This is a genomic window from Cellvibrio sp. ATLC23, assembly GCF_057196725.1.
Map to the genome: position 1 here is coordinate 327,453 of NZ_JBXUOS010000004.1, position 11,705 is coordinate 339,157.

The 11,705-nt window shown below is 46.9% G+C and carries 9 protein-coding genes; 2 read left to right on the forward strand and 7 right to left on the reverse strand.

All coding sequences use genetic code 11. The annotated features are described in order from the left end of the window. Positions 1 to 11: 11 nt before the first annotated feature. The 4 genes from AC2CG4_RS09145 to AC2CG4_RS09160 all read right to left on the reverse strand — a co-directional run bounded on the left by AC2CG4_RS09145 (position 12) and on the right by AC2CG4_RS09160 (position 5,645). Entirely contained in the window at positions 12 to 614 is a 603-nt protein-coding gene (locus AC2CG4_RS09145) for a hypothetical protein (RefSeq protein ID WP_484485962.1), read from the reverse strand. Positions 615 to 628: 14 nt separating this feature from the next. Further along, complete coding sequence (locus AC2CG4_RS09150; protein ID WP_484485963.1) at positions 629 to 1,873, reverse strand: glycosyltransferase family 4 protein; 1,245 nt, start codon at positions 1,871 to 1,873, stop codon at positions 629 to 631. A 96-nt stretch (positions 1,874 to 1,969) separates the two neighbouring features. Then, positions 1,970 to 3,466 carry an HlyD family type I secretion periplasmic adaptor subunit gene (locus tag AC2CG4_RS09155; RefSeq protein WP_484485964.1) on the reverse strand — a complete coding sequence of 499 codons (1,497 nt, stop codon included), beginning with the start codon at positions 3,464 to 3,466 and terminating at the stop codon, positions 1,970 to 1,972. Further along, complete coding sequence (locus AC2CG4_RS09160) at positions 3,459 to 5,645, reverse strand: type I secretion system permease/ATPase (protein ID WP_484485965.1); 2,187 nt, start codon at positions 5,643 to 5,645, stop codon at positions 3,459 to 3,461. The genes AC2CG4_RS09155 and AC2CG4_RS09160 overlap by 8 nt, the downstream gene beginning before the upstream one ends. 149 nt (positions 5,646 to 5,794) lie before the next feature. Here AC2CG4_RS09160 and AC2CG4_RS09165 point away from each other — a divergent pair, with 149 nt between their 5' ends. Continuing rightward, positions 5,795 to 6,316 (forward strand): tyrosine-type recombinase/integrase, encoded by a 522-nt coding sequence (locus AC2CG4_RS09165; RefSeq protein ID WP_484485966.1) that lies wholly within the window; start codon positions 5,795 to 5,797, stop codon positions 6,314 to 6,316. 451 nt (positions 6,317 to 6,767) lie between these two features. On the opposite strand, the gene AC2CG4_RS09170 is transcribed toward AC2CG4_RS09165, so the two are convergent. Together AC2CG4_RS09170 and AC2CG4_RS09175 are read right to left on the reverse strand one after the other, a co-directional pair. Next, a complete protein-coding gene (locus AC2CG4_RS09170) occupies positions 6,768 to 8,312 on the reverse strand; it encodes a sigma-54-dependent transcriptional regulator (RefSeq protein ID WP_484485967.1) in 1,545 nt (514 codons plus the stop codon). Between the two features lie 10 nt (positions 8,313 to 8,322). After that, positions 8,323 to 9,633, reverse strand: a complete 1,311-nt coding sequence (locus tag AC2CG4_RS09175) for a sensor histidine kinase (RefSeq protein WP_484485968.1) — start codon at positions 9,631 to 9,633, stop codon at positions 8,323 to 8,325. Positions 9,634 to 9,882: 249 nt separating this feature from the next. Here AC2CG4_RS09175 and AC2CG4_RS09180 point away from each other — a divergent pair, with 249 nt between their 5' ends. Further along, the gene (locus tag AC2CG4_RS09180) at positions 9,883 to 10,455 is read left to right on the forward strand and encodes a TMEM165/GDT1 family protein (RefSeq protein ID WP_484485969.1); all 573 of its coding nucleotides are present in this window, start codon (positions 9,883 to 9,885) and stop codon (positions 10,453 to 10,455) included. A gap of 2 nt (positions 10,456 to 10,457) precedes the next feature. On the opposite strand, the gene wecB is transcribed toward AC2CG4_RS09180, so the two are convergent. Further along, positions 10,458 to 11,684: a non-hydrolyzing UDP-N-acetylglucosamine 2-epimerase gene (gene wecB / locus AC2CG4_RS09185; RefSeq protein ID WP_484485970.1), complete on the reverse strand. Its 1,227-nt coding sequence runs from the start codon at positions 11,682 to 11,684 to the stop codon at positions 10,458 to 10,460. Positions 11,685 to 11,705: the final 21 nt, after the last annotated feature.

The following is an 11,705-nucleotide window of genomic DNA, read 5'->3' on the forward strand; positions in this document are numbered from 1 at the left end:
GCCATCAAAAACTAAACACCCCATTTCATCTTCAACTTTGAATAGTATTCCTTTATCTTAAAAAGTATTTCCCCTTTATCAATTTCATTAAAACAAGAGTCCGATGAAAGCCATATTTTAATGGCTCGATTATCGAGCCCTAAGGAAAGATTTCCATATCCTCTTGAGAAATCAATTCTTTCGGCCAAAATCTCATTAGTTTCAATATCATAAATTTTGTCAGTGTATTTTTTAATGGGCGGATATAAGTAAACATGAATTTTAAATGATGTCATAAATCTATCATTTTCGAGTCGGCCTTCGCCAACCTCAATGTACTTTTCGTATGGATAAAGAGCATCAAGAACTCCAGGATTTTCCTCTTCCCACTGCTCAGGAGTAACGTACACTTTAAATCCGGCCTCTTTTTCACATAACTGTTTATGAGCCCACAAGGTTGGTATCAAATCCCCAAAAGCAGGCCAATACATGACCAAGAAAGCTATAGCCCCCAAAAAAAACATAACCATCTTAGATTTGGTAAATCGCCACCCTAAATAAGCTGCTAACAAAACCACCAAAATCCAGACCACAAGATAAAGTGCTACAAAAAATATAATTGCCAATCCGAACATATGATTACCTTTAGCTAGATGAAATAGTTTTCATTTAAATTTTTACCGAGAATCGCATTTACCCAAAAATTCTGTTTTTGCAAACATACTCTTTCAAGCTCATACTGTTGCAAAATAAGTCGCCTTGCCATTTCACCCAGCCTCTGTCGTTCGATTAAATTATTTAACAAATAAGAAATCTGATCGGCAATCGTATTCACATCAAAAAAATCCACCAACAGACCCGTTTCATTATGCTTAATCACCTCCCGCACCGGCGCCGTATCACTCGCCACAATCGCACAACCTGCGCTCATTGCTTCCAGCAAACTCCAGCTCAACACAAAGGGATAAGTCAGGTACACATGCACGGTGGACAATTGTAGTAGCTGGATAAAATCTGGATATGGCAGTTTTCCTACAAAATGGACGCGGGTTAAGTCGAGCCGATCACAGACTTCATTTAAAAATAATTGTTTCCACGTTGTACCAGCTGGCGGCTTACTGCCGTAACTCACATCATCACCACCCACAATAATCACTCTCGCCTTGGGATTATCTTTCAGGATTTTCGGCAAGGCGCGCATAAAAATATGGTAACCGCGCATGGGTTCCAGATTGCGGTTTACGAAGGTGATGATTTCATCATTCTTCGTTAGCTCCATTCCATTTAACCGCATAGTGACTTGTGGGTTGGGTTTTATGCGATTGGTGTCTATACCGTCGTGTATTACGGAAATTTTGTCTTGGAAATGTTTGGGGAACGTTGAGCGTTGGTAATGTGTGGGTGATATGCCAGCATCGGCCTGAAGCAGATGCAAATCAAAGTTGGCATTTTTAAGGCGTAAGCGGCAGGCTATGTCCAATTCCGGTGTTGAGAATTCCGGATCAAAACTGACATCACCACCCACCGCCTGATAATAAAACTCGCAATAAAGCGCGAGCTTTGCATGCGGCCATACATCTTTTAAAAACAGGCTCTCACCCCAACCGGGGTGGGCAATTATTAAATCGGGTATGAAGCCTTCTTTTTTTAATTGCATTGCACCCCAAAACGCGGCTTCCGCACGAATGGTTTTGGTTTCCATGTCAGATAGCCATGGGTGAATTTTTTTGCTGCTCGAACGCTTGATGTTATAGGTGTGTAGCTTTACACCCGCTGGGCATGGGCGGTTACTGGGCGTGAGCGCACGAATATCATTTTTAGGATCTGCTGCCAAGGCTGGTGCCAGGTGCACAAACTGGGCGGGGAAGTTTTGGTGGATAAATAATACGTTCATAGCAACAACTGATTCCTTAGTGCTTACTACAAAAGTTAATTGTTATGGATACCCGCGTTCGCGGGTATGACGTGAGGTGTATTTTTCGGAGTCTGACTAGCGCTCACGAATACTTTCCTGTTTGTACCTCAGCAATGGCGATAGAAAATACTCAATCACTCTGCGCTGTGTTGTTTTCACTTCTGCCGTTACTGCCATACCTGGAATCAGTTTTACGTCTTTTGCTTCGACACGAATGGTGTTCTTGTGCATTTTCAAATGCATGGTGTACACCAGCCCGAGCTTTTCATCGATGATGGCGTCATCGGAAATGTGGGTAACGGTGGCATCGATTAAACCGTATTTGGTAAACGGAAAGGTGTGGATTTTTATTTCAGCAGCCATGTCTTTTTGCACGAAGCCAATATCCTGATTGCCCAACATCACTTGCACTTCCAAGCTTTCTTCTTCGGGCACGATGATCATCAGTTGTTGCGCTTCAGTGACGATACCGCCAATGGTGTTAATAGCGAGTTGCTGCACATAACCGGATACGGGAGCGTAGAGGATTTGTTTGTCATTCATATCCGTAACCTTCACCAGCTCCTCACTGATGGTGGCGATTTGGTTACGGCTGTCGGCGATTTGGGTGAGCAGCTTGCCAAGGGTATCGGCTTTGAGTGCGTTGATTTGTTGTTGGGCCTCGTTAATGGCAGCGTTTAATTGCTGCTGCATTTGCTGTTGCGTAGCAAGGTCTTGCACACGTTCGATACGCTGTTGTTCTAGCTCCAGATATTCGGCTTCTGATGCCATGTTTTTGGCATAGAGACTTTCCAGTGCCTGTGCCCGCTTGGTAATCATCGGCAGGGTTTGCTGGAGCTTTTTAATGGTTTCCTGATTGCCAATTTTTTCGCTCTGCACTTTTATAAGCCCGCTGTACAAACTACTCAATTGCGCTTGATATTGTTGCCACTGCTCCCAGGTTTTTTGTTGATGTAACAGTATTTCGGTTTCCGAGGGCTTGATCGCTGCATGAACGTTTAATGCGATCTCAGTCGCCATGCGCGGTTGAGTTTTATTATTTTTATGTTTGTTGGTAATTTTATCTGTGTTGACATGCTTATTTGTATTGGTATGTGTACCAGTTTGTGAATCCGATGTATTAACCAAAAACGTTTGCAAGGCTTCTGCACCCGCAAGGTTAAGACTGGCATTGTGCAATTCTTGCTGCATGCGCGCTTGATCGGCCGCCGTACTGGTGCGATCTAGTGCAATCAGCGCATCGCCTTGATTGACAAACTGGCCTTCTTTTACATGGATCGCTTTGACAAAACCTTTGCTAAGCGGCTGAATTTGTTTAACGCGGCCGCCGGGAATAATTTTGCCTTCTGCACTGGAGACGACATCGACTTTGCCAATACAGGCCCAAATAAGCGTCAGTACAAATAACGCAATCAATACCCATGCAAGCCAGCGAACTAAAGGATTGGGTGGCGACTCCTGCAACTCCAGCGCGGCAGGCATAAATTCCGAAAGGTTTTGGTGTTTGGAACCATCACCGAGTTTGCCGCGCTCACGCCAGGCATCAAGCAGTTGCTGGAAGAAATTAGTCATGGACTACCTCCAGCTTTGGGCTTGTGTGCGAATGCGCTGGATTGCTTTTAGGATTTGGAGTGTGTTGCTGGTAACCATGTAACTGCGCGTAATAGCCTTGCTGGTGCAGTAATTCGTCATGCGGGCCTTGTTCTACGATCTGGCCTTTGTTCATCACAATAATACGGTTGCAAATTCGTACGGTACTTAACCGGTGAGCAATGATAAACACCGTGCGGCCTTTACAGATCTCCGTCATGTTGTCTTGAATAATCCGTTCCGATTCATAATCCAACGCACTGGTGGCTTCGTCAAAAATCAGGATGCGTGGATTAGTTAAAAGTGCGCGTGCAATAGCCAAACGCTGGCGCTGACCGCCGGAGAGATTGCTGCCTTGCTCACCCACCATAGTGTCGTAGGCTTCAGGGAGATCAACAATAAACTCATGGGCACCGGCAAGCTTGGCAACGGCAACAATTTGTTCCATGGGTGCAGCAGGGTTGGTGAGTGCAATATTTTCCCGCACGGTTTGGTTAAACAAAAAGTTTTCTTGTAACACCACACCGATATTGCGCCGCAGCCAAGCGGTATCCACCATCGCCAGATCAACCCCATCCACCAATACACGACCGGATTCTGGTAAATACAACCGCTGAATTAATTTGGTGAGCGTACTTTTGCCGGAGCCGGAGCGGCCGACAATACCGATAATCTCGCCGGGTTTTACTTGCAGGTTAAAACTATCAAGAATGACCGGGCCATCGTGGCGGTAACGAAAGCGTACGTGCTCAAAACTCACATCACCGGCAATCGATGGCAAAGTAGAACGATTAGGGTTATAGCCGGGCTCACGCGGGGTGTTGAGGATGTCGCCCAAACGCTCGATGGAAATGCCCGCTTGCTGGAAGTCTTGCCAGAGTTGCACCAGTTTTAAAATAGGACCGCTGACGCGACCGGCCAGCATATTAAAGGCAATCAATTCACCCACGGTGAGTTCACCACCAATTACCAGATGAGCACCCCACCAAATAATGCCGAGGGTCATCAATTTATTAATCAAGCCCGCGATTTGGTTGGCAACATTGCCGAGGTTTTGGCTGCGAAAAGACGCGCTCACATAGTTGGCTAACTGGTCTTCCCACTTGCGTTGCATTTGCGGTTCAACCGCCATGGCTTTTACGGTTTGTACACCAGTAACCGATTCCGTAAGAAACGCGGTATTGGCTGCGCCGTATTTGAATTTCTCATTCAGGCGATGACGAAGAATGGGCGTAATAAAAACAGACAAGATTATGTAACAAGGGATCGTAGCGGCCACAACAAAAAACAAGGTAGAACTGTAGTACCACATGACCAACAGGAACACGATGGTAAAGCCCAAGTCGAGAATCAGCGTGAGCGCACTGCCGGTAATAAAATTGCGGATGGTATCCAACTCATGCACTCGCGCCACATTTTGCCCAACTTGCCGCGCCTCAAAATAGCCCATGGGCAAAGCCATTAAATGCTGAAATAACCGCGAACCCAATTCCACATCGACACGGCTGGTGGTATGAGACATGGTGTAGCTGCGGATACCGCCAAGCAGTGCTTCAAAAATCGCAATTGCAAAAAAAGCAAAGGCGATCACATCGAGCGTACTGAAACCGCGATGCACTAGTACTTTATCCATCACCACCTGAAATAACAGCGGTGTAATCAAGCCAAACAATTGCAAGAAGAAGGAAGCAATCAGCACTTCGCCAAATAACTTGCGGTATTTAATCAGTGAAGGAATAAACCAGCTGATATCGAACTTTTGTTGCAGGCTTTCACGGATACCGAGGCGGCGGCTGAGAAAAATTACTTCGCCTGACCAGAGAGAAATAAACTCATCTGCGCTTAATGTCTTGGGCGTTTGCTCGCGTAAATCCTGCACCAATACTTTCGTCGGCACTCCATCTTCTTCGGCAATACGCGCGAGAATGATGTAATCGCCGTCTTTGGTTTTAGCGATAGCGGGTAAGCTGGAACCGATTAATTTGGCGAGCGGAAAGGTGAAAAGTTTAGCTTTAAAGGTGAGCGCTTTAGCGGCGCGGAGTATTTCGGTATTGCCAAGCGGTTGGCCGGGGATTGCGAATTGGTGGGAGATTTGTGCCGCATCAGCGGGCAACTGGTGGAACCCTGCGAGTGCTACCAAGCACTGTAAACCCGTGTCCATGTGTTTATTCCATTCCAACCAATGATCAAATTAGCACCAATATTAATTACGAAAAGTTCTAATTTCAACTTTTTAATAACCTTTGGCACTTAAAACAACATAGCATTGGTTTCACCCCATTAAAAGCGTGTGATATTTGGGCCATTCGCGTGCGCTTGCGGATCACTCATCGAATCCGTGAGCTGGCGATGTTTAACCTCGTCATTGATAGCAAGCTTCGCGCCTGTGACTTGGTTAAGTTAAAAGTCCGCGTTATCTGCCACGGCACGCAGCTCTTGCACCGCGCCACCGTAATGCAGCAGAAAACCCATCAACCTGTTCAATTCGAGATTACTTCGTTAACGCGACAGGCCGTTGAGTCTTGGCTAGCCAAAGGCAATCTGCGCAGTGACAACTACCTGTTCCCCAGCCGCGTGCGCGAATCCCCACACATTACAACGCGGCAATATGCTCGAATTGTTCACCGTTGGATTAGTGACATTGGTTTGGATGCTTCCGCCTACGGCACGCATTCCCTCCGCCGCACCAAGGCATCATTAATTTACAAGCGAACCAAAAATTTACGCGCTGTGCAAATTCTGCTGGGGCATACCAAGCTGGAAAGTACGGTGCGCTATTTAGGTATTGATGTGGATGATGCGCTGGAAATTTCCGAGCAGACAGAAATTTGAGGTGGACTCTTAGCGAATTAAATGGCGGTATTTATTTCGCGCGAATGTCCGCTTTACGGGTGAAAGTATTCTTACGAACTGCGCTCCTTAAGGAAGGCTTTGGGCAAAACCAGTCTACACAGCGCCCCCAGACCCGCAAGCACATTGCCAATGTTACTAAAGGTTTACGCTCCCAACACCTCGTGATCGAATACCACAGTCATTGGCGATGGGTGGCCAAATATATCGCAGAAACTGCAGAAATATCAGATTAGGGATGAACGAGAGAAGAAAACGAAGTGTTTTTATCCATAATTTCACCGCATCCAAGCAGGGTTGATTCGGGTTTTAATAGTGCAGCCATGCCCTGCTGGTGATGCCGTGGTCAATCCTTTGACTGAACAGGTAAGACTATGCGACTTGCGGTGGTGAGGAATATTACAGCGTATTACACGAAAAACTTACGAGCGTATTACTCGGTAATCTCATACCCCTCTTCACGCAAGCGCGCGATTTTATAACGCAGGGTGCGCGCGCTAATGCCTAAACGCTCGGCGGTGTTTTTGCGGCTGCCGCGTTCGTTGCGCAGGGTGTTCATGATGATTTCGTATTCGCGTTGTTTAAGGTCATTACCCAACGCCGGGTTATTCAGCGATGAATGATGCACAGGTTGGTTGCTGACCAACGCGATATTATCCGCGATGCCGCCGACCGGAAATTGGCTAGCGCGGGCGTAGGCTTGGGCAGCGAAAGTGGAATCGCCAGCGGGATCAAAATCTACGCTTGAGTTAATCGCTTGTGCAGCTTCTAACAGGTTTGGTTTTTGGCTGTAATTGCTTGGGCTTTGTGAGTAAGGGCCGTTTGCGCCCAAACCCAGATCATCGGCTTGAATGGATTTACCTTCCTGCAAAATTAATGCGCGCTGCATGATGTTATCCAACTCGCGCACATTGCCCGGCCATGGGTAGGCCAATAACATTTGTTGCGCTGATGCCGATAAGCTGACGCCGCGACGGTTTTGTTTTTGCGCGTGTTTTTGCAAAATCTTTTCTGCAAGCGGGATGATGTCTTCAATGCGGTCGCGCAATGGCGCCCACTGCAAAGGCAATACACTCAAGCGGTAGTACAAGTCTTCGCGGAATTTTCCGGCGACAACATCGCTGCGCATATTGCGGTTGGAGGTGGCGATGACACGCACATTTAATTTGATGGTTTTGCGGCCACCCAAGCGCTCTACTTCGCGCTCTTGCAATACACGCAATAATTTCGCTTGCAAACCAATATCCATTTCTGAAATTTCATCGAGCAATAAAGTGCCGCCATTGGCTTGCTCAAACTTACCGGGGCTGCTGGTGTGCGCGCCGGTATAGGCGCCTTTTTCATGACCGAACAACATGGCTTCTAACATGTTCTCGGGAATCGCTGCGCAGTTAATGGCGATAAACGGTTGATTGCGACGGGAGGAATGATCGTGAATATAACGCGCGAGCACTTCTTTACCGGTGCCGGATTCACCGACGACTAATACAGTGGAATCGGATTGGGCTACGCGGCGGGCGAGTTGCAATAATTGTTTGCTGGATGGCGCCATGGCAACGGGTTCATCACCTTCGATTTGTGCCACACCTAAATGACGCGCAACAGTTTCCACGAGTGTTTGCGGCGCAAAGGGTTTCACTAAATAATCCACTGCGCCCTGTTTCATTGCATCGACCGATTCAGCAATGCTGGCGTAGGCAGTAATTAACATCATCGGAATTTGTGGGTATTCTTGTTTTACGCTACGCAATAAATCATGACCACTCATTGCGCCCATGTTGACATCAGACACAATCATGCGGATATCGCTGTAGCGCGCTAACTCATGCAGTGCCGCTTCGCCACTATTGACGGCAATCACCGAATAATCTGCTAGTTGCAGCGTATCTGTTAATGCTTCGCGAAGATTATTGTCATCTTCAACAACCAAAATTTTAATCGCATTTTCAAATGCAGCTTGTTGCAATGCTAACGCCATGATTATTCTCCTAAGATGTAAAAGTCGCGAAAGGCAACAGCAAACTTGCACAAGTCCCCTTGCCCAAGGTTGATTGCAATAAAAATTTTCCGTGGTGTGCCCGCGCGACAGCTTTAACAACACTTAAACCCAAACCTGTGCCCTGCGCTTTGGTGGTGACAAATAAATCCCCTACCGATGCCAGTAATTCAGCCGGCATGCCTGGCCCTTTGTCGCACACACGAATCCATAAACGCTGCTCTTCTGTGTTGAGCGATGTATTCGCGGTTGCATCATTAGGAATTTGCGGATACACATTAAATTCCACACGCAATGCGGCTTTGCGATCTACCGCTTGAATCGCGTTATTGACTAAATTTAATAGTGCGCCGATTAACGCGTCGCGATTGCATTGAATATATTGTTCGCGACAATTGATCACCCACTCGCAGGTAGATTCGCTGGTCATTAACGGCACTTCCATTGCCTCGGCTAAATCGGTCTGCAACTCAGCTACGCTAATCACATCATTCAATGCGAGTTCGCCTTTAACGTAAAACAGCATGTCTTGCACTTGGCGCTCGATATTATTCAAACGGCCGAGAATTTTTTCGGAGAATTGTTGGCGACGGTCATCATCTAACTTGCCACTGCACAAATGACCGGCGTACAACATGGCAGACGATAGAGGCGTGCGAATTTGATGCGCGAGCGCACCCATCATTTTGCCCAACGCAGATAAGCGTTCATGGCGACTTAATTCGCCCTGCAAACGACGGGTTTCGGTTTGATCGGTGAGTAAAATAATTTGACCATCTGCACCCAGGTTGCGAGTTTGGATGCTGATTAAACGGCCATCGCGCAGTGAAACTTCGTGGCCGTCGTCTTGACGCGGCGCAAAACAGCGCGCAATAACCTCGCGCCACAATTCACCCTGCAGAGGCTCACCTAATAATTCAATCGCGGCGGGATTGGATTCGGAAACGCGCCCGGAGGAATCCAGCACCACCACCCCACCGGGTAAAAAATTGAGCAGACTTTCTAGGCGATTAGCTAATTTTTCTTTCTCCGCTAGCTCCTGCAAGCGACGATCGCTGAGGCTGGAGAGTTCTTCATTTAATTCAGCAACGCGGTTTTCCAATAAGTGATACGAGTCGGCAAGCTGCTCAGACATTTGATTGAACAATTCAAACGCGTGTTTTAAATCCTGACCTTTTTCACTGATCGCCTTATCCAGCGGCAAGGGCGCCAGCAAGGGCTCAGCTGAGCTGGCAGCCAAAAGACCGGAGCGCGCCTTAATAGCACCGCCGACCTTAATTACATTGGAAACCGCTTGCGTCATAAAAACCCCGAATATTCAATTCACGCTGTTTTTCATTTGATCACCGTCAATAAACCAACAGCAATAATTAAAAAACACACCTTTAGGGGAGTAATTGCAAGCCTAGTGCCAATTCATTTTATCTTTACTTATCAATAGCTTATAAATATAACCACAAACACAAAGTCAAACATTTGGCTGAAGCATTGTTGATGCAGAGCACTCTCCCTATAATTCGCCACCTCATTTATCTATGTACCGGGTCCATTAATGGAAGCCTTTTTTAGCTCAACTTTCGCTGTCGCCATCGCCGAAATTGGCGATAAAACCCAATTGCTCGCACTCTTCCTCGCCGCCCGCTATGGCCGCCCTTACATCATCAGCCTCGGGGTATTGGTCGCTACTTTGGTGAATCACGCCCTGTCGGCATGGCTTGGTGCTGTCTTAGCGGATGTCATTCCAGCCGAGTGGATTAAATGGATAATTGGCGGCAGCTTTATCGCCATCGGCCTGTGGTTACTAATTCCCGACAAGGAAGATGATGAAATGGGGCGCTTTGCTAACTACGGCCCTTTTGTCACAACACTGGTGTTATTTTTTCTGGCGGAGATTGGCGATAAAACCCAAATTGCCACCGTCATTCTCGCGGCGAAATTCAGTGCCGATATGTGGATGACACTCGCGGTGATTGCAGGCACCACCTTCGGGATGCTACTGGCAAACGTGCCCGTTATTTTTGCCGGGAAATGGTTAATGGATAAATTGCCGCTCGGCTTTGCACACAAAGCGGCTTGTGTTTTGTTTATTGGGTTGGGGGTTGCAACCTTGCTGGGGATGAATTGAATCTAATCTAACATCGAGTCTGAGCAGGTATCAGGAGCTATATTGTTAACACTCTGCGGATCGCCATATTTTCGTTTGATAAGCTCAGCAATACGTTGGGCTGCATGACCATCTCCAAATACCGAGGGCGACTTTTTGCCGTCTTCAAAGTGTAAACCGGAAAACTCTCTGGATCCGCTAAAAAAATAACTGGCTTGCGCAATAAGCTCAGAGGGTGAAGCTCCAATCAAAGTTGCTTGAGAGTGCCCCAAAGATTCAACCCTATCGCTTATATCACGCACGATAAATAATGGTTTTCCGAGCACATCCGCCTCCTCTTGCACACCTCCCGAATCCGTAATTACTAATTCAGCTCGATTAAGTAACCAGAGAAACCTGAGATATTCTTGCGGCGGAATCAAAAAAATATTCGAGGTATCACCTAAAATGCTCCGCGCCGGCTCACTCACAGCCAAATTTAAATGTAGAGGAAATACAAATGCTCGATCAGGATTATCTCTGGCTAACTGTAGTATCGCTCTACATAAGCCCGTAAACGTTTTTCCCTGCGACTCACGCCTGTGCAGAGTAATTAATACCAGTGACCGATTGAAATCGAAATTTTCCATTCCCGCTTGCTGCTGCAACTCATGCTCAAAGTAGCTCTGCGGCTGCTTTTTTATTTGTTGCATAGCTATAGCCACTGCATCAACAATAGTATTACCCGTGACGTATATAGAATCTGATTTTATATTTTCTGCGAGCATATGTGCCCTCGCCCGTTCAGTAGGCACCAGGTGTAAACTGGCGATTCGAGCGACCATTTGGCGATGCGCCTCTTCCGGAAAAGGCGCAGCCAGATTGCCGGTGCGCAAACCGGCTTCAATATGTACCACGGGAATTTGATGATAAAACGCCGCCAATGCGCCAGCGAGGCAACTGGAAGTATCGCCGTGCACCACAACAACATCCGGCTTTAGTCGCAACATAACTCTGCCCAGCCCGTCAACCATACGCGCCAACGAATGGGATAAACCATTTCCCACTGATTGATCAGCAGAATAATTTTCAAGCTGCTCATCGACCTTGATGTCGAACAAATCCAAGACTTGCATCAGCATTTCGCGATGTTGAAATGTTACACAGATTCGCGAATCTATTTTATCATCGAGGTTAAATATGCGAATCACCGGAACAAGCTTTATCGCCTCAGGCCGCGTACCAAACACAGTTAATACTTTTACTCTCATATAGCATCCATATCGTTCGGT

Excerpts from the sequence above, each read along its gene's own strand:
- AC2CG4_RS09180 (WP_484485969.1), top strand. The coding sequence starts at position 9,883 with ATGGAAGCCTTTTTTAGCTCAACTTTCGCTGTCGCCATCGCCGAAATT.
- AC2CG4_RS09145 (WP_484485962.1), bottom strand. The coding sequence starts at position 614 with ATGTTCGGATTGGCAATTATATTTTTTGTAGCACTTTATCTTGTGGTC.
- wecB (WP_484485970.1), bottom strand. The coding sequence starts at position 11,684 with ATGAGAGTAAAAGTATTAACTGTGTTTGGTACGCGGCCTGAGGCGATA.
- AC2CG4_RS09160 (WP_484485965.1), bottom strand. The coding sequence starts at position 5,645 with ATGGACACGGGTTTACAGTGCTTGGTAGCACTCGCAGGGTTCCACCAG.
- AC2CG4_RS09170 (WP_484485967.1), bottom strand. The coding sequence starts at position 8,312 with ATGGCGTTAGCATTGCAACAAGCTGCATTTGAAAATGCGATTAAAATT.
- AC2CG4_RS09150 (WP_484485963.1), bottom strand. The coding sequence starts at position 1,873 with ATGAACGTATTATTTATCCACCAAAACTTCCCCGCCCAGTTTGTGCAC.
- AC2CG4_RS09175 (WP_484485968.1), bottom strand. The coding sequence starts at position 9,633 with ATGACGCAAGCGGTTTCCAATGTAATTAAGGTCGGCGGTGCTATTAAG.
- AC2CG4_RS09155 (WP_484485964.1), bottom strand. The coding sequence starts at position 3,466 with ATGACTAATTTCTTCCAGCAACTGCTTGATGCCTGGCGTGAGCGCGGC.